Annotated in this window: 20 protein-coding genes; 16 read left to right on the plus strand and 4 right to left on the minus strand. The window is 42.2% G+C overall.

The features are described from left to right. Nucleotides 1-31 precede the first annotated feature (31 nt). Together G587_RS23380 and G587_RS0117210 are read left to right on the plus strand one after the other, a co-directional pair. The gene (locus G587_RS23380) at nt 32-427 is read left to right on the plus strand and encodes a response regulator (protein WP_051201122.1); all 396 of its coding nucleotides are present in this window, start codon (nt 32-34) and stop codon (nt 425-427) included. 213 nt (nt 428-640) lie between these two features. Further along, a complete protein-coding gene (locus tag G587_RS0117210; protein ID WP_026493246.1) occupies nt 641-1186 on the plus strand; it encodes a TIGR01440 family protein in 546 nt (181 codons plus the stop codon). Nucleotides 1187-1257: 71 nt separating this feature from the next. Here G587_RS0117210 and G587_RS0117215 read toward each other — a convergent pair whose 3' ends face one another. Continuing rightward, nucleotides 1258-3255: a glycoside hydrolase family 3 protein gene (locus tag G587_RS0117215; RefSeq protein ID WP_026493247.1), complete on the minus strand. Its 1998-nt coding sequence runs from the start codon at nt 3253-3255 to the stop codon at nt 1258-1260. Nucleotides 3256-3480: 225 nt separating this feature from the next. On the opposite strand from G587_RS0117215, the gene G587_RS0117220 reads away from it, so the two are divergent. Both G587_RS0117220 and G587_RS0117225 read left to right on the plus strand, forming a co-directional pair. Further along, the gene (locus G587_RS0117220) at nt 3481-5370 is read left to right on the plus strand and encodes a diguanylate cyclase (protein WP_196812609.1); all 1890 of its coding nucleotides are present in this window, start codon (nt 3481-3483) and stop codon (nt 5368-5370) included. Between the two features lie 191 nt (nt 5371-5561). After that, nucleotides 5562-6551: a lysozyme inhibitor LprI family protein gene (locus tag G587_RS0117225; RefSeq protein WP_026493249.1), complete on the plus strand. Its 990-nt coding sequence runs from the start codon at nt 5562-5564 to the stop codon at nt 6549-6551. 62 nt (nt 6552-6613) lie between these two features. Here G587_RS0117225 and G587_RS23385 read toward each other — a convergent pair whose 3' ends face one another. Next, nucleotides 6614-7330 carry an acyltransferase domain-containing protein gene (locus G587_RS23385; protein WP_051201123.1) on the minus strand — a complete coding sequence of 239 codons (717 nt, stop codon included), beginning with the start codon at nt 7328-7330 and terminating at the stop codon, nt 6614-6616. A 160-nt stretch (nt 7331-7490) separates the two neighbouring features. Between G587_RS23385 and G587_RS0117235 the strand changes: the two genes are divergently transcribed. Then, nucleotides 7491-9137, plus strand: a complete 1647-nt coding sequence (locus G587_RS0117235; protein WP_026493250.1) for a beta-N-acetylhexosaminidase — start codon at nt 7491-7493, stop codon at nt 9135-9137. 34 nt (nt 9138-9171) lie between these two features. Here G587_RS0117235 and G587_RS0117240 read toward each other — a convergent pair whose 3' ends face one another. After that, complete coding sequence (locus tag G587_RS0117240; protein WP_026493251.1) at nt 9172-9567, minus strand: RrF2 family transcriptional regulator; 396 nt, start codon at nt 9565-9567, stop codon at nt 9172-9174. A gap of 229 nt (nt 9568-9796) precedes the next feature. Here G587_RS0117240 and G587_RS0117245 point away from each other — a divergent pair, with 229 nt between their 5' ends. The 4 genes from G587_RS0117245 to G587_RS0117260 are packed head-to-tail and all read left to right on the plus strand — an operon-like array spanning nt 9797 to nt 12815. Then, on the plus strand, nt 9797-10756 hold the full coding sequence (locus tag G587_RS0117245; RefSeq protein ID WP_026493252.1) for a transporter substrate-binding domain-containing protein: 960 nt from the start codon (nt 9797-9799) through the stop codon (nt 10754-10756). A gap of 2 nt (nt 10757-10758) precedes the next feature. Next, nucleotides 10759-11418, plus strand: coding sequence for an amino acid ABC transporter permease (locus tag G587_RS0117250; RefSeq protein WP_026493253.1), 660 nt, complete (start codon nt 10759-10761; stop codon nt 11416-11418). Further along, nucleotides 11399-12073 (plus strand): amino acid ABC transporter permease, encoded by a 675-nt coding sequence (locus tag G587_RS0117255; protein WP_026493254.1) that lies wholly within the window; start codon nt 11399-11401, stop codon nt 12071-12073. Before G587_RS0117250 ends, G587_RS0117255 begins: the two co-directional genes overlap by 20 nt. 1 nt (nt 12074) lies before the next feature. Continuing rightward, the gene (locus G587_RS0117260; protein ID WP_026493255.1) at nt 12075-12815 is read left to right on the plus strand and encodes an amino acid ABC transporter ATP-binding protein; all 741 of its coding nucleotides are present in this window, start codon (nt 12075-12077) and stop codon (nt 12813-12815) included. Between the two features lie 88 nt (nt 12816-12903). Here G587_RS0117260 and G587_RS0117265 read toward each other — a convergent pair whose 3' ends face one another. Further along, entirely contained in the window at nt 12904-13302 is a 399-nt protein-coding gene (locus tag G587_RS0117265; protein ID WP_026493256.1) for an RrF2 family transcriptional regulator, read from the minus strand. Between the two features lie 242 nt (nt 13303-13544). Between G587_RS0117265 and G587_RS0117270 the strand changes: the two genes are divergently transcribed. From G587_RS0117270 to G587_RS0117300, 7 genes are all read left to right on the plus strand, one after another. Next, nucleotides 13545-14372, plus strand: coding sequence for a bifunctional hydroxymethylpyrimidine kinase/phosphomethylpyrimidine kinase (locus G587_RS0117270; RefSeq protein WP_026493257.1), 828 nt, complete (start codon nt 13545-13547; stop codon nt 14370-14372). Between the two features lie 85 nt (nt 14373-14457). Continuing rightward, entirely contained in the window at nt 14458-14979 is a 522-nt protein-coding gene (locus tag G587_RS0117275) for a TIGR04002 family protein (protein ID WP_035787129.1), read from the plus strand. Nucleotides 14980-15004: 25 nt separating this feature from the next. Then, entirely contained in the window at nt 15005-15604 is a 600-nt protein-coding gene (locus G587_RS0117280) for a TIGR04100 family radical SAM protein (protein WP_026493259.1), read from the plus strand. A gap of 487 nt (nt 15605-16091) precedes the next feature. Next, complete coding sequence (locus G587_RS25225; protein ID WP_196808918.1) at nt 16092-16226, plus strand: YezD family protein; 135 nt, start codon at nt 16092-16094, stop codon at nt 16224-16226. Between the two features lie 45 nt (nt 16227-16271). Then, nucleotides 16272-17144, plus strand: a complete 873-nt coding sequence (locus tag G587_RS0117290; RefSeq protein ID WP_026493260.1) for a radical SAM protein — start codon at nt 16272-16274, stop codon at nt 17142-17144. 16 nt (nt 17145-17160) lie between these two features. Continuing rightward, nucleotides 17161-17532, plus strand: a complete 372-nt coding sequence (locus G587_RS23390) for a NifB/NifX family molybdenum-iron cluster-binding protein (RefSeq protein ID WP_035787132.1) — start codon at nt 17161-17163, stop codon at nt 17530-17532. A 67-nt stretch (nt 17533-17599) separates the two neighbouring features. Next, on the plus strand, nt 17600-18784 hold the full coding sequence (locus G587_RS0117300; protein ID WP_026493261.1) for a MalY/PatB family protein: 1185 nt from the start codon (nt 17600-17602) through the stop codon (nt 18782-18784). Nucleotides 18785-18852 lie beyond the last annotated feature (68 nt).

Consider the following 18852-nt stretch of genomic DNA (forward strand, 5'->3'; position numbering starts at 1 on the left):
TTGTCTTTTTCTGAAAAATGGAGAGTGAATTATGTTTGAGAAGTCCATTCTGGTAGTAGATGATGATGATATGGTCCTTATGGTGCTTGAGAGGATACTTTCCCAGGAGTTTAAGGTCTATACTGCTGAGTCCGGCGAAAAGGCGCTGGAGGAATTCGATCAGCATCGGCCTGATATAATTCTGGCTGATTATATGATGCCCAAGATGAATGGCTTCGACATGATGGATAAGCTTCATGAGAAATACGGTCGTGGCATTTTCACGATTTTCATGACTGCAAATGATCAGGAAGATACTGAGATTGAAGTGTACAAGCACGGAGCGCTTGCCTTCCTCAGAAAGCCTATAAAAGCGGATGAGCTCCTGACTACCATCAGATCAAGTATGGATAAGCTCGAGGCAATGAGGAAAAACAGTACACAGTAATAATGTTGAAGTGATAAAGCACCATCCTAGGCAACGGGATGGTGCCTTTTTAGGGAATTATTCTGAAAATTGACGAGCAATTTATTTCAGAGATGGTTCACTGTTTGACAAATTCACTGGAGCTTACGATAATAATTCAGTACTGAAAAGTCAGATTTAAATTATTAGCTGGAGCAAGAATTTTGTCCCAGACTTTATTATCAGAGGTGAAATATGTACGAGGAACTTACACAGCAGGCATCAAAGGTTACTGAAGAATTATGTGAAAAAGCAAAGCTGAAGAAAGGACAGATCCTTGTCATTGGCTGCTCAACATCAGAGGTTTGCGGCGATACTATCGGCACCGGTTCTAATCTTGAAGCGGCAGAAGCAGTTTTTGCAGGAATTTATTCAGTTACACAAAAGCATGGAATTTATCTTGCAGCTCAGTGCTGCGAGCATCTTAACAGAGCCATAATAATAGAGGCTGATGCAGTTCCCGGACAGGATATAGTCAATGTGGTTCCCCAGCCTAAGGCAGGCGGATCCTTTGCAACTACTGCTTACAAGACCTTTGAGCATCCGGTTGCAGTTGAAGAGATAAGAGCTGATGCAGGTCTTGATATCGGCGACACTCTCATCGGAATGCATCTTAAGAAGGTTGCAGTTCCCTTAAGACTTGAAAATAGGGAAATCGGACAGGCACATATCACCGCCGCAAGAGTACGTCCTAAATTCATCGGCGGAATACGTGCAAAGTATGATGAGACATTGGAGTGAAAGAATGTCCCCTCCTTACTGGTTATCCAGTAAAGAGGGGACATGTCAGTTTAAGGACGCCTCTAAATGATTTAATCTGTTATGCCAAAACCTCTATTGTATAGATAAGTATCTCCGTAGATCAGGGTACCATCGCTGTTTTCCTTAACTTCCGGTACATTTACAGGTAGATGCCCCTGCGGTTTGTTTGCACCAAATATTGTTTCCATTGCAGCGATGATATTGGCATTCATAGCCTTCATACCTGTTCCGCTGTCTGTTTTTTCTGTAGGGTCAGTACCAAGCCCGAATCCCATATATGCAAGGACGATAGCATCTGCATCTGTGAAAATAGCAGCATCATAGGGGAGATTTGAGCTTAAGAGTATGAATTTTCCGCCTGCGGCATGAGTATCTTCAATAGCACTCGACACACCAATGTACTGCGGGTTTTCTTTATCAAGAGCGCTGTTATTGTTTGCATAGGAAAGGCCTATTACAATATCCGATGAGGATATTTTTTCCTTCATATCATCCGGATAGTGAAGCTGGACATCTGCTGAAGAATCATAGTAATAATCAATATTTATGTTAGCATCGTCAGCTATATAATTATTTTTTTTCAATTCATTTACTACGTATTGCAAGGTGTTGGCGTCTGTACTCTGTCTTCCCAGAACAAATATATTTTTTGTGTCCTTTGAAACAGGAAGAGTATTGCCTTCATTTTTAACAACAGTAATGGCTTCTCTTGCCATTTTAATTTCCGCATCATGATGTTCCCGAGAGCCAACCGTAGTAATGCTGTCGGCCACCTTTTTTTCAATGTCAGGAGTCTCATCATCATACATTATTCCGTATTTGAGCTTGAGAGTCAGGATACGCGTTACGCTTTCGTCGATTGTGTCCTGACTGATTTCGCCGGATTCAACCTTAGAGGCTATTCCTGATATATATCCATCATAGAAGGCTATTGCTTCTTCGTTTTTCATATCAAGGGGAATCAGCAAAAGATCGACATCGCTGTTGATGACCTCTTTGGCAATGTTTACGCTGTACTCTACATAATTTGTTCCACCCGGAACAATTCCTGAGTTACCTATAGCGTCCATCTCCAGTGCATCGGTGACGACAACTCCGTTAAAACCAAGATCTGTTCTGAGGATATCGGTTATCATTTTGTGGGACATGGTGGCAGGGTAGAAGCCCTTTGTAACACCATCTCCAAAGGTCTTTTCCTCGTCAATCAGAGGATAGGTTATGTGGGCGGTCATTATCATGTCAGCGCCGGCGTCAATAGCAGCTTTAAAAGGTACAAGCTCTGTTTCCTTTAGTTCATCATAGGTCTTTTCCACGGAAGGGGTGCCTATATGACTATCTACATCTGTATCACCATGACCGGGGAAATGCTTGTATGCTGCAATTATATTGCTTTTTTCCAGCCCTTTTACATAAGAGATTCCAAGCGCTGCAACTGTATTGGGGTCATCTGAAAAAGATCTTGTTCCGATAACAGGATTATTAGGATCGCTATTTACATCTATGTCAGGTGCAAAATCAGTATTGAAACCAACAGCTGACATCTCTTCTCCGATAATCATGCCTGTTATTTCTGCATTGTTTTCGGCATCGGAAGTTGCTCCTATTGCCATATTTCCTGTCATACGGGTACCAGAGGTCAGCCTTATTACAATACCGCCTTCTTCATCAACAGATGTCAGATAGGGTATGTGCGTAGAAACACCTTCTATATTTCTGTTGTTCTCCTGAAGGTCATGTAATAGTCTTGTGATCTGCTCGTTTCCGGTAATGTTATGACGAAAAAGGCATAATCCACCGTATTGATGGCGCCTTAGAGCTTCGCTGATTTGGGGAACGGCATTTATATCTGTAATATTTTCTTCGTTCCAGGTGCGGATTGAGGGAATGATCATCTGAGAGATCTTTTCATCAAGAGTCATTGTTTGGACTATTTGTTTTGCTCTGGCTTCAGGTTCCTGGCTTGAAGAATAGCCGGTCAATACAAATGAACCAATGAGTATGGAAAGGACAAGTAACACGGATAACATTCTGGAAAATTTAGATTTCATTTTCTGAATCCTCCTGGGTATTGTACTTTGAACTATATGACAATGATATTTTATCATTTGTGCTGTGACATAAATCATGACCGGCGTTTATTTAATATAATTTTTAGATGATCACCTGACCTTCAAAACCTCCGAATCAGGACTCCCTCAGGCATCTTTCCAACCTTATAGATAGTTTATAGAAATATAATTATTTCCAATTTATCCATGTGCTATCATCAAATTATGGAAGAATCAAAGAAACTGATCGCTTTTATGGGAGGAATGCTCGATCAGGAAAAGAACAGTAACTTTATACGGGAACTTGAAAAAGAGAGTAACAGACAGGGGTATTTCATCATAGCCTTTAGCTTTTCTGAGACTACGGTTTGGGATCAGGACAGGGACAACTGTGAGCTGAAGCTTATCGACTTGTGCTCCCACCTTGATATCAAGGTCATAATTGTGCAGCTTGAGTTCATAAAAAATGATTATCTTGTTGTAGCAATAGAGAAGCTGGGGCAGAGGAAGGGTATACCTGTTATTGTCATGGAAAAATATCTTCCCGGCAGGATTAATATTTCCATGCGCTATAGTGAAGGATTCAAATCAATAGTAAGGCATGTGATAGATGTTCATGGTTGCCGTAATATCAACATGATTGCGGGACCACAGGGAGATCATTTCTCCGAGGATAGAATCAAAGCATATAAAGAGGTTCTGGCTGAGAAAAATATTTCCTTTGAGGAGGGAAGGCTTTTGTATGGTGATTTCTGGGACAGACCTGCAAGAGAAGCCACAAGGTGCTTCATAGAATCCGGGGATAAGATAGATGCCATTGTGTGTGCAAATGATGCTATGGCCATAGCATGTGCGGATGAGCTGAGAGCCTTGGGATACAGGGTTCCGGAGGACATTATTGTTACCGGTTTTGACGGAATAAAAAGCGGTCTGTTTAATGTGCCATCAATATCCACGGTTGCCCCTGACTATGAGAGTGAAGCAAAAAAAGTCATCAGCCTTATTAAGGACCACAAGGACTCTGACAATGCAACAAGTCATGATGTGGATTTTAAACTTAAGCTTAGGAACTCATGTGGCTGTAGCAGAGCAGAGGATATATTGTCTCTTGAGGATATAAATGTGCTCTCAAACAGCTATGCTGATGTAAACTGGGCAGTTAACAGTATTAACAACCTTATGGCTGAGGCAGCAGTACTGGAAACACTTTGTGACCTGTCAAAAACGATTACCACTACTTTGTGGCTTTGGAAGAGACAATTCCAGTTTGTAGGAGTGTTCTCGGATCTTTTGGCCCCTGAAATTGAAGGAATAGGCAACCACAGATATATAACCATGTTCAGGTCTGAAAAAGGCGAGCGTTCCGGAATAGGAACCTCCTATGACGAGGCGGAATTTATACCGGGCTTTGAGGATATCATAAACAGTGCTGAGTCGAATCTTCTTTTAGTGCGTCTTCTTCACGCAGGAAATCAGGTCTTCGGTTATCTTTGCTATGGCATAAAGGATACCACAAACAGGGATATCAGAAGATGTGAAGAGTTTGGAATGTTCCTGTCTTCATCCATAAATGCAGTAATTGCCAACAGGAACCTTGCCAGGATGCGCCACGAGATAGAGCAGGTATCTGTTTTGGATTACCTTACAGGTATCTATAACAGAAGAGGCTTCATGGCAGAGCTGAAGAAAATAGTGGAGTCAACCAATAATTACGGAAAGTATCTGACCATTTTTTCCATAGATATGGACAGACTAAAATATATTAACGACATGTTTGGACATGCTCAGGGTGACTTTGCAATAAAGAGTATGGCTGAAGCAATAAAGCATTTTTCTTCAAGAAACGGAATCTGCGCCCGCTATGGCGGAGATGAGTTCGCCTGCGCAATTATCACTGATACGGATGTGAATTTGTCTGCTGAAACAGTGAGAAGCAGACTTGATGTTTTCCTTATGGCAAAGGAAAGTGTTGCTGAAAAAGAATATAAAATAGCCGCCAGCATTGGAAGCGCCGGAGGTGTAATAAATAATACAATCGATGTCCAGAGTCTCATGGACATAGCTGATGAAAAGATGTATGCGGATAAAAATGAAAGAAAGCAAGCCAGGAAGTGAGTCAGGGGGGCAATCCATATATCGCGTATAAAAAAGCAGGAGTTTTTGATGCTCCTGCTTTTTCTTAAATTACTTATTGATTGCTTTAACAAGCTTTGTCACAATAATATTTCTTTTAATACCTGCAACAAAAGTGCTGGCTTATCTGTTATAAGAATAGTAAACTAATCAAGCACGGAGGAAGGCATATTATGAGAAGAATAATATTGATAATGCTAACAACATGTATGTTTTTGAGTGGATGTAGTGCTATAGACAAAAAGGAAAAGCCTGCTGATGCGGAAGAGAAAACTGTTGAAGAAACCAATCAGAATGATGAGCCTGCAGCGGATGTAGCAAATGTTGCAGAATCTGAAGTGATTGCAGATGAAAACACAGATGACGGAGATGTTAAGGATGTAAATGACGATGATCCCGATAAGGAAACGGAATCATCTGATAGTGATACTACTGCTTCCATCCAAAATGAAATCGCTGAGATCGAGACAAAATACCAGGAGTATGAAGATCTTGACTGGGCTAGTATGCCCCAACAGCCAGCAAACATCACAACGTACGAGATGTATAAGCTTTGGGATGATGAACTAAATTCAATCTGGAGCAGGTTGGTGGAAGAGGTGACTCCCGAGAAGAAGGAAGAATTACTAGCTGATCAGCGTGAATGGATAAAGAAAAAAGAAGCAAGTGTTAAGGCTGCCGGAGAAGAGGCTGAGGGCGGTACACTTCAGCCACAGCTTGAGAATGGAACAGCCTGCAGATATACAAGGAAAAGGGTATATTATTTAGCTTCTGAACTCGCTGCTGCTAGAGGAGAGAGCTTTAAAACTCCGGTAAAAGTTGAAGAGAGCTTTGCTGATTTTGACCTCAGCCTGGATGAGGTGTTTTCTAAGTTTGAGGGGCAGTGGATTTTTGATGTGGACAGAGGTGCCTGCATAGGTGTAGAAAAGTCGCAGGAAAGCCCCTATGCGCCTGAAGGAAGTACCTGGACGGTATGGGTTACAGGAGGCGACATTATTTCAGACCTGGATGTAATTGATTATACGGATACTACAATAACCTTTTATAGGAACAATACCAATTTTGATTCGTATTATATACTTCGATTCAACTTGGAAGGCGGCGTTGAGATGGCATACGGAAATTCACTGGAGGCCATGGATGATGTGATTGTATCTTATTGATATCTTATAACGCGCTATGGAGATATGTTATGAATAAGAACAAAAAGGCTGGGATTGAATTATTAAAATCGTCTCACCAAAACTCCTTCTGCGCTGCCAACACAGCCGCTGCTTAGAAGGAGTTTTTTTATGCCTCGCTGTAGGGAAGTATCCTCGGGAAGATCTGCGAACACAACTGTATTCCTTTGTCCGCCTGCGATGTGGAAAACCCACTCAAGAAAATCCATGGCATCAGGAAATTCTTCCTCAATATCAAAGGCATTCTGAAAACGGATAATATTGGAATCCTCTTTTAAAAGTGTCTTAAGCTTTGGCGCCAAAAGCCAGCTCTCACAGCGGATGGCGCTGTTTTCTTTTTCCGGAAAATACTTAGCAAAAAACTCCTTAGCCATATCCAGTGACATATTCAAGGGGGCGGATTTCATGACCGCATCAGAGGGAATGTGTAGGTAAAGATTTTCATTACCATCTATGATTTCGTATTCCAGTTCGCCGATTCTAAACAGTTTGGCGTTCACCTGCCTGGTGGTCCAAAAATCTCTGTCGAAGCCGTAGTACCCGTAGGATACGAAGTGCTCATGGACAAATCTTGAAAAGCATCCAATGGTAGCTATGAAAATATCCTCAGGGAACCTCTGCCAGGAGCCGTTCAATCTATTCTCCACGGAATTTACAAGGTGATCGGTTAAAATTTCAAGCCCTGGAATTGATGCAGATGTATTATCATCTCCAGCATTTTCAAAGCATAACAAAACAGCATCAGTAACCTCGCCCGGCATACTGATGTCCTCCAGCAGCTTTCTTAATGAATTTTCTAAATTATATTTTTCGCTCATGCTCTTATGGTAAGATAAGAATAGAGCTAAGTCAAACGGTGTAACGTCAGTAAAAGAACAAAATATTGCTGATAAGTCATATATAAAACAGGGGGGAGAAAAAGTGAGTATACAAAGGCTTCGCGAACTTGGAGTTATGATCGACTGTTCCAGAAATGCAGTTGTTAAGCTTTCTGCGCTTAAGGACTTTATAAAGATATGCGCTGATTTTGGATACGACTACGTCGGGCTCTACACCGAGGATACCTTTGAGGTGACAGACGAGCCTTATTTTGGATATCAGAGAGGCCGCTATACTCAGGCTGAGATAAGGGAAGCGGACGAGTATGCAAAGAGTCTCGGTCTTGAACTTCGTCCTTACATTCAGACCCTTGCCCACATAAATCAGATAGTCGACTACGCCGATTATATTGATCACATCGATCTTGAGGATATTTTGCTGGCGGGGGATCCGCGAACGGAGCGACTTCTTGAACATATACTCTCTACAGTTTCCAAGACCTATTCCACGCGAAAAGTGAATATCGGAATGGATGAAGCCCACATGGTGGGGCTCGGAAAATATCTCGACCTTCACGGATATCAGAACCGCGTCGAGATATTACTTCAGCACCTCGATATGGTGGTTAAGCTATGTAAAAAGCATGGACTTCAGCCGCAGATGTGGAGCGATATGTTTTTCAGACTTTTATCACAGGGTGGTTATGGTGCAGAGGATGAGGAGTCTGCAAAGAAGCTGACGGAAAGCTTTGCAAAAGAGGTGAAGATCCCTGAGGGACTGGAGCTGGTTTACTGGGATTATTATAGTACAGCACCCGACCACTACAAGAGGATCCTTGCTCAGCACAAGGTGATGACAGACAACATTTCCTTTGCAGGCGGTGCATGGCGCTGGATGGGATTTACGCCCTACAATGATTACAGCATTCACGCTACACAGGCAGCTATAAACGCATGCCTTGAAATGGATGTGGATTCCTGCGTTATGACAATGTGGGGAGATGACGGGACAGAGTGCAGCATGTATGCTGTTTTACCTGTTCTGTACGAGGCAGCAAGGCTTGGCGGAAAACTCCCGGATAAAGGAGCCCCGGAGGAACTTTTCGAAAACGTAACCGGCTACACCACCGAGGATTTCATGCTTCTTGATATCGCGAACCCTGGCAGCAGGGGAGAGAAACGAAACCAGCTATCGAAGATACTTTTGTTCAACGATCCGCTTCTTGGAATATATGACAGCCTTGTTCCAGATGCTGTTTCGGATTATTATAATAGAGCTGCAGATAAGCTTTTTGCAGTTATGAAAAATGGCAGCAGAAGGTTTGACCAGGTTTTCGAAATGCAGGCGCAGCTTTGCAGCGTCCTTTCTTTGAAGGCAGACCTTGGAATAAGACTTAGAGACGCATATCAAAATAGGAAAACAGACACTCTGACAGATATCTGTAATAACGTCATTCCTGAACTCATCAAAAGGCTTGACGCTTTTTATGAAGCATTTAAGAGTCAGTGGATGCTGGAAAATAAGTCCTTCGGCTTCGAGGTGCAGACCATAAGAATCGGCGGACTGAAGCAGAGGCTGATCGACATTCAAAGTTATCTTGAGGATTATTTAAGCGGAAAGCTGCAGACCATAGAAGAGCTTGAAACCAAGGCACTACCAGTGGGCTATGCACTTCATGGTGAAAGTATTGATTCACCTGAATATAACAGATATCAGAAGCTTGCCACCACCTCCAGACTGACCTGGTGATAAGAATATGAATAGTAGAAATAAGCGACCTGCATCAAAGCAGATCGCTTAATTTTTTACCATAGAAAAAGTCTTTTTCCATTTCATAGAACTCTGACCACATTGAAAGAGTTCTGCATTTATCCTTGCGCTCGCATTCGTTGGCATTTTTCTCCAGGCAGACTACGGGAGAAAAGGTGCCTTCCATAAGCTCAATTATCTCACCGACGGAATAATCACCGGGGTCCCGTAAAAGCTTGTAGCCGCCGTGTTTTCCGCTTGCTCCTATAATAAGTCCTCCCTTAACCATTTCCTTGGCAATGATCTCCAGATACTTTTTGGAAATAACCTGTCTCTCTGCAATATCTTTAAGAGGTATATAAACATCGCTGTTCTGCTGGGCCAGATCAATCATGACTCTGAGCGCATATCTTCCTTTTGTTGAAAACATAAATCTCCTCCTTATACATTTGACCTTTATATAAATAATAAGTTATAAGGCATATTCCTGTGGATTATGCTTTGCTTATAGCAGGTGAAAACTAAAGCTTATAGTAAAACATATTGACATAGTAGGTAAATAGATTGTATCATCATTTTCAACAAAAGCAAGCAGCAAAAAGCAAACTGCAAAAGCTTTAAGCCAAAAAATAATTGGTAAAAGAGAGGAGAATTTTACTATGAAAAAGAATCTACTTACAAAAATGGGAACACTTGTTATATCAGGAGCGCTTATCGCATCTTCACTTGCAGGTTGCGGAGCAAAGGCTGATTCATCTGACAGTGCATCAGCAGAAACAACAATTACAGAGGAAGAGACAGCAACAGCAGATGCTGCTGAAGAAACAAGCGAAGCTACAGAAGATGCAACAGAGGATACAGCAAAGGTTTACAGAACACTTGATGAGATCAAGGAGAGCGGAACAATCAACATCGGAGTATTTTCAGATAAGAGTCCCTTCGGTTACGTTGATGAAAACGGTGAGTACGCAGGCTACGACGTATACTTCGCAGAGAAGATCGGTGAGGACCTTGGCGTAGATATCAACTATGTATCAACCGAAGCAGCTAACAGAATTGAGTATCTTCAGACCGGTAAGGTGGACATCATCCTCGCAAACTTCACGGTTACTGAAGAGAGAGCGCAGGAGGTTGATTTCGCACTTCCTTATATGAACGTAGCACTTGGCGTTGTATCACCTTCAGACAAAGTGGTTGAGAGCCTTGACGATGTTACAGCTGATGATCAGATCATCGTAATTTCAGGAACAACAGCTGAGACATATCTTGAGAAAAACTATCCCGATATCAAGCTTCAGAAGTATGATGCATACGCAGAGGCTAAGACAGCCTTCGAAAACGGCAACGGGGTTGCATGGGCTAACGACAATACAGAGGTTATTGCATTTTCACTTGAGAACGAGGGCTACACTGTAGGAATTCCTTCACTGGGTGATGCAGACACAATCGCACCTGCAGTAACAAAGGGCAATGAGACACTTCTTACATGGCTCAACGATGAGATTGAGACAATCGGTAACGACAACTTCTTCCATAAGGATTACGAGGCAACACTTCTTGATACCTACGGAGCAGATTATGAGAACACTCTTGTAGTAGAGGGTGGCAAGGCAGAGTAATCATGGATTTAAACGTGCTCAAATCATACATACCACTATATAACGAGGCACTACTCCTTACTGTTAAAATAGGCTTTATCGGTATCCTGACAGCTTTCGCCATAGGGCTGTCAGGGGCCTGGGCCATTTATTTTAAGATTCCTGTTGTGAAAAAAGTGCTGACAATTTACATAGAACTATTCAGAAACACTCCGCTACTGGTTCAGCTTTTCTTTATCTATTTTGCATTGCCAAAGCTTGGACTTAAGATTTCAGCGGAGCTTTGCGGCATTTTAGGACTTGGACTCATCGGCGGAGCCTATATGATAGAGACCTTTAGAAGCGGTCTTGAGTCCATAGATAAGGTTCAGAGTGAAAGCGCTCTTTCTCTTGGGATGACGGAAGGCCAGGTCTTTTTTGACATAATACTTCCTCAGGCGTTCTCGGTAAGCATGCCGGGAATCATGGCTAACGTTATATTCCTTCTTAAGGAAACTTCAGTATTTTCGACGATCAGCCTGATGGATCTTATGTTCACAGCCAAGGATCTCATAGGAATGTATGCAAAGACAATTGAATGTCTGTTTTTACTTGTAGTTTATTACCTGATAATGCTGCTTCCTGTATCAATACTTGGATCGATCATAGAGAGGAGAGTGCGATATGCAGAGTTTGGGGATTGATGTGCTTTTTAAAGGCACCAATATGATAAGGCTCCTGAAGGGACTCTGGGTGTCGGTGGAGATAAGCCTGATATCGGTTGCCATAAGTATTGTTCTGGGACTTATCGTGGGAGTGCTTATGACAGCGAAGAACAGGATTATACGACTTTTCTTCAGAGTATATCTTGAGATAGTCAGGATAATGCCTCAGATGGTACTTTTATTCATTGTCTATTTCGGAACGACCAGAGTGTTTGGTATGAACATTTCTGCGGAGCTTTCCGCGATCATAGTTTTTGTTTTCTGGGGAACTGCAGAGATGGGAGACCTGGTAAGAGGATCTATAAAAAGCATACCAAGAATTCAGTATGATTCAGCATATGCGCTTGGCATGGATAAATTTCAGGTGCATTTTTTCATAATATTTCCGCAGACAATAAGACGACTTATTCCGCTATCCATAAACCTCGTCACAAGAATGGTTAAGACCACTTCACTTGTGATGATGATCGGAATCGTTGAGGTTTTGAAGGTGGCGCAGCAGATAATCGAGGCCAACAGAAAAGCTTCTCCCAATGCAGCATTTGGGATTTTCGCAGTTGTGTTTTTGTTATATTTCCTGGTTTGCTGGCCGATTAGCAGATTTGCAGTAAAGCTTGAGAAAAGGTGGGCGTAAGATGAGCGAGCTCGTTAAAGTAAAACATTTACATAAAGAATTCGGTAACAACGTAGTTTTAAAGGACATAAATCTCTCCGTGAAAAAAGGAGAGGTCGTGGTTATTATAGGTCCTTCCGGCTGCGGTAAAAGTACATTCTTAAGGTGCCTGAACGGTCTTGAGGAGATTCAGGGCGGCGTAGTCACGGTGGACGGACTTCCCGTTGAACCTGATAAAAAGGACATCAGTAACATTAGGCAGAAAATCGGGATGGTTTTCCAGTCCTACGATCTTTTCCCGCATAAGACGGTGCTTGAAAATACAATTCTGGCTCCAATTAAAGTGCAAAAGAGAATAAAGGACGACGCCATAAGAGAGGCTCTTGAACTTCTTGATAAGGTGGGACTTGCAGATAAAAAGGACTATTATCCGAGACAGCTCTCCGGCGGACAGAAGCAGAGAGTAGCAATTGTCAGGGCTCTGCTCATGCATCCGGATGTTCTTCTTTTTGATGAAGTAACTGCTGCTCTCGATCCTGAGATGGTTCACGAGGTTTTGCAGACCATGCTGGAGCTTGCAAAGTCAGGTTCGACCATGATAATTGTTACACACGAGATGGCCTTTGCAAAAGCAGTGGCAGACAGAATCGTATTTTTTGACAAGGGAGAGATTGTTGAAGAAACGAGGGATGTTAAGGAATTCTTTGAGGAGCCAAAGACGGAGAGGGCGAAGAGATTTTTGAAGACCTTTGCGTATGAGTGATTCTCCTTGCCCTCCCCTCGGGGCGCCCATCGTCCGGGAGACGATGGTTTTGCGCGGACATAAATCGCCTGATGAGGGGATGGCCCATTTAGTGAACTAAGTCACTCAGCTTCTTTCCAAAGAAAAAATCATGCTCTATCTGGGCAAATTCCTTCCACATAGGAAGGGTAGGACAGGATTCCACACGAGGACAATCCTCGGCATCGGGAAGAAGGCATGCTATAGGAGCTATGGGGCCTTCCATAATTTCAATAATTTCACCGACAGTATATTCTTCAGGGGATCTGGTAAGGGCATAGCCGCCATGCTTTCCGCTTGTAGCAGAAATCAGCTTTGCTTTTACCAGGTCCTTTGCAATTATTTCCAGATATTTTTTTGAAACGCCTATTCTCTCGGCGGTGTCTTTTAACGGTACAAGCTCTTCAGAATGCTGCTGCGCCAGGTCTATCATGATTCTGAGAGCATATCTTCCTTTTGTTGAAAACATAGTAACCTCCGTGGATTATTTTTTCGAATACTTGCTAATTATTACTTCGACCGCCTTAAATGGTGGTTATGGAATTGTATTCACCTATTATTCTATAGGGTAAGTGTAAAAGAAACAATGTGTATTTTTCACAATTCGAACTGGTTATATAAAAAGTATTAAAATTGACTATATTTATATAATCAGAGATGCTGTATAGTGGCACATAAGTTATTAAAAACAACAGGAGACATATATAAGGTATGAAGGTTGCAGCAATTAATGATTTATCAGGATTTGGAAAGTGCTCGCTTATAGCTGATATTTCAGTTCTGTCGTCTATGGGAGTAGAGGTCAATCCGGTGCCGACGGCACTCTTTACGGCACAGACAGGTTTCCATTCATTTTACATGCATGACACTAAGGACATGGTAAGGCATTGCACAGAGGAATGGAAAAAAATGGAGGCGGAGTTTGATGGAATCCTGACCGGTTACATTCCCTACGAAAAAGAAGCAGATTACGTTCTTGATTTTGTGGAGACGTTCAATAAAAAGGAAACAGTTTTGCTGGTAGATCCCGTCATGGGAGACAGAGGAGAGTGTTATTCAAACTATTCCGACGGACTACTATCCAGGATAAAAAAGATGGTATCGATAGCAGATATTATCACTCCGAATCTCACAGAGTTGTGCATACTTGCAGGAGTCGATGCTGCGCAGATTGTTCGGGATACAGCTAAAGGAAATCATCTTAAGAAAATCGAGAACATAGCAAATAAAGTTAGAGCACATGATAAGCAGAGCGTGGTAGTTACAGGCATTTTTATAGAGAATGACAAGCTGTGCAATATGGTGGTCCATGAAGGTGGAACAAACATAATAGAATGCAGCTACAACGGACGGGGGTATTCCGGAACAGGAGATCTGTTTGCAGCATCGCTTCTCGGAAATGTCCTGAATGGGAAAAACATAACGGATGCCGTTTCAGACACTACTGAGTTTATAAACAAAGCAATATCAGCAACAAAGGAAGAGGACGGAAATTATGGAACCGGGTTTGAGAAGATTCTGGGGAATTCAAATTTTTGAGCCTGAGAATTTCTGCAGATGTGATACTTCTAAGACAAAACAGTCATGGCTTATCTCATGACAAAACATAAGGAGGAGAGACACTATGAAAAAAGACAACATTAACTCAAAGACAAGACTTATGGCCTACACAGGAGTTCTTGCGGCACTTACCACCATTTTCACTGCGTACATTTTCCATATACCGGTTGGCGTAAATGGCGGATATGTACACTTTGGTGACACCGTGATTTACCTGGCAGCAGCACTGCTTCCTACGCCTTATGCGATGCTGGTTGGCGCAGTTGGTGGAGGACTTGCAGATCTTCTTACAGCTCCCATGTGGACTATAGCAACCGTGATTATTAAGATGCTGATTGTTCTGCCATTTACAAGTCGCAAATCATCACTTCTTAATAAGCGCAATATGGCAGCTCCGATCATTTCCTTTTTCATTTCAGCAACCGGATATTACATAGCTGAGATGTTGCTTTTCGGAACAAAAACAGCCATCCTCTCAGCCTTTGCGGGAAGTTTTGTTCAGTCAGGAGGAAGTGCACTGTTTTTCTATATAGCTGCGGTAGCTTTTGATGGAGTTGGTGTTAAGAAGACAATCTTTGAATATTGAGTTTTAACCGGAGGAGAATGAAAAAATGGCAGACATTTTATATACATACAAGAATTCAGTGTATGCAAACATAACAAACAAATGCAATTGCAGATGCACCTTTTGCATACGATTTCAGAAGGATGGAGTAGGGAGCTCCGATACACTGTGGCACCAGGTAAATCCTTCTAAGGAAGAGGTGCTTGATGCGATAAGAAATTATGATTTTACAGGATTTGATGAGCTTGTGTTTTGCGGATATGGGGAGCCAACCTGTGAGCTGGACATTCTATTGGATGCAGCAAAATTAGCTAAGGAGGAGAAGTCACTTAAGACCCGCCTCAACACCAACGGACTTGGCAATGAGCAGAACGGAAGAAACATAGTTCCTGAGCTTGCAAAAGTAATTGACAGTGTATCAATCAGTCTTAATGCTCCTGATTCTGTGAAATATCAGGAAGTCACAAGACCTCAGTATGAAAGCGGTTTTGAAAAGATGATTGATTTTGCTACCAAATGCAAGAAGCAGATAAAGGATGTAAAGTGGTCAATCGTCGATGTTCTGCCGGAGGAAGACATTGAGAAATGCAGGCAGCTATCTGAAGATACCGGCGTGGAGCTTAGGATACGACACTTTAGTAAATAAATTCATGGACACTCAGTAATCATCATGATAAGTTCATGAGTGTCAAAAATAGATACGTGGACACTAGATAACTAATCAGATAGATTATCGAGTGTCCATTTTGCTTTGTTTTGATGAATTCCAAACTGAGAACGGAGGAGTGTCAGCTTAAGAAAGATAGCATACTCGCGTCAATTTGAGAAATAGAAGGCACACATGTTAAATTTACTCGGATAAAGTGATTATATTCACCCATTGACAGGGTAGGTGAATAGAGATATCCTTTTAAACAATTGCGAAGACAGATGGACATGCAAGTACGGTCGCCTGGCATATGCTTTTGCGGTGAATAAAGGTTTTACGGCAAGGTAAAACTAAAACTTATATTTGCCTATAAGATTAGTATGCTTTACGCGAAAGACAATGTACCGCATAATCTGTATAAATTTAGAGCAGAGAGCAACAAGCTCAATCTCTATAGGGTTTTTAGATAAGAGGAGAGATGACTATGGAAAAGGATGATGAAAAGATCTGGGAAGAAATCAAAAAGCAGGTTTCGGAAGTAAAGTATGGAACGGTTCTTATAACGGTACACGATGGCAGGATCGTGCAGCTTGAAAAAAGCACAAAGGTTAGATTCTAAAAAGACGCTGTCCGGCAGCGTTTGTCTATAAGGGAGATTATTCACATGGCTAGATCAATTGAAGAACTTGAAAAAAACCACCCTTGCTTTGGTGGGTGCAAATTTAACGCAGGAAGAATTCATCTTCCGGTGAGTCCCGGCTGTAACATAGCCTGCAGATTCTGTGACAGAAGCATAAACGATGTGGAGCAGCGACCGGGAGTTACATCTAAAGTAATATCCCCTGATGAAGCAAATGATTTCATAGGAAAGGCAATAGAACTTGTACCGAGTATCAAGGTTGCAGGAATTGCAGGACCGGGAGATACACTGGCAACCGACTATGCGCTTCAAACCTTTGAAAAAATCGGCGAGGCACATCCGGAGCTTCTTAAATGTATGAGTACCAATGGTTTACTTCTAAATGAGAGAGCACAGGAAGTCATAGATGCAGGTGTTGATACTCTTACGGTTACGGTTAACGCAGTAGATCCGGAGATTGAGGCTAAGCTCAATGATTACATCATCTATCACGGTGAGAAGATCGAAGGAGTAGAGGCAGCGAAGATTCTTATTGAAAATCAGTTAAAGGGAATCAAAAAGGTTGCTGATGCGGGAGTCACAATAAAAATCAACACAGTTCTTGTTCCCGGAATCAACGATCATCACATTAGTGAGATCGCAAAAACGGTGAAGGAAGCAGGGGCTATCATCTACAACATCATTCCTCTTATTCCTCAGCATAAGCTTAAAGATATTGAAAGACCTACCTGCGAACTTCTTGAAAAGGCCAGAGAGGATGCAGAGCAGTACATCAAGGTATTCAGGCACTGCGCTCATTGCCGTGCAGATGCTGTGGGAGTTCCGGGAGTATCCGAATACAGCAAGCTTGTTTATCAGAACAGACTGAATGTCAGAAGCACCTTTTCACATGGATAAAAAGTGAGGTTCATCAATGGGAAACGCAGTATATCGCGTGGCAATTGCATCTACGGATAACAGATATGTTGATCAGCATTTTGGAAGAGCGGAGAGCTTTCTCATCGTAGATGTGGATGAGGACGGCAACTACGAAGAGATAGAGCAGAGATTTGTTATTCCTGTCTGCAACGGTGGAAGTCATGATAACGAAAAATTAAAAAAAGGCGTTGAAGCGCTTCTTGATTGCAACTTTGTACTTGCAGCGAAAATCGGACCGGGAGCTTCCTACGAGCTGAAGGATCACGGCATTGCATCCTTTGAAATGCCGGGAGAAGTCGGGGACTCGCTTTACAGGCTGGACGGATATATAAAACTGCTGGAAGAGATGGGCGGAGTACTGGCATAGAGATTTTGAAGACAGAGCATCTGCAAAATTTTGAAAACTGCGTACTGAAACATTGAGAGGTTGTTGTATGGGGAAATATGATTTTGACAAAGTAATCGACAGAAAAGGAACAGCCAGTCTGAAATTCGACTTTGGAATGCAGCGAATGGGCAGAACCGACCTGCTTCCACTGTGGGTTGCGGATATGGATTTTAAGCTTCCCGATGAAATCATAAGTGATCTCAGAAAGCGTGTAGATCATGGAATTTTCGGATATACGGATCCATGTGAAGAGTATCACGAAGCTGTATACAAATGGTTTAAGGATCGGCATGGTCTGGAGATTAAAAAGGACTGGACTACGGTTGTTCCGGGAGTGGTTTATTCCATTGCCATGGCAATAAAGGCTTATACATATGAGGGAGACAGCGTGATAATTCAGGAGCCTGTCTACTATCCCTTTAAGGAAACAATTCTTCTAAATAAAAGAAAGTGTATAAACAACCAGCTCGTAAACAGAGACGGACATTATGAAATCGATTTTGATGATTTTGAAAAGAAGGTAAAGGAAAACAATGTAAAGCTTTTCCTTCTGTGCAGTCCGCATAACCCTGTAGGAAGAGTGTGGAAAAAAGAGGAGCTGAAAAAGCTTGGTGATATCTGCCTTAAATACAATGTGATCATTTTTTCGGATGAGATACACGCGGACTTCATTTATCCGGGATATAAGCATATATCATTTCTAAAGCTTGGTGAGAAGTACATTAAAAATCTTGTGATTGGAACATCTCCCAGCAAGACCTTCAATATGGCAGGACTTCAGGTTGCTAATATCCTGATTCCGGATAAGACATTGAGAGATGCGTTCAGAAGAGAGAATGAAGCAGCTGGTTACAGTCAGCCCAATGCGATGGGACTTGCCGCAACCATATCCTGCTTCAGGAAGGGCGGAGAATGGGTTGATGAATTAAAAGAATATCTCACCGGGAACCTTGCATTCGTAAGAGATTACCTTGAGAAAAATCTTCCTGAGGTCAAGCTCATCGAACCTGAAGGGACATATCTTATATGGCTCGATTTTTCAGAGGTGACAGATGACTATCACGATTTAAAGCACCTCGTAGTTGATGAAGCAAAGCTCTGGCTGGACGGTGGAATAATCTTCGGAAAAGAGACAGCCCTGTTTGAAAGAATAAATATAGCAAGTCCGCGAGTTGTGATAAGGACAGCGCTAGATAGCCTGCACAGGGCTATAGAAGCAAGAAAAAAATAACAAAAAGACTGACCTAAGAAAACCACAGCAAGTAGTAGCCAATTAGGTCGAAGGTCGGAGGAGTAAGT

This window comes from Butyrivibrio sp. XPD2002, assembly GCF_000423945.1.
In the GTDB taxonomy this organism is placed as follows: domain Bacteria; phylum Bacillota; class Clostridia; order Lachnospirales; family Lachnospiraceae; genus Butyrivibrio.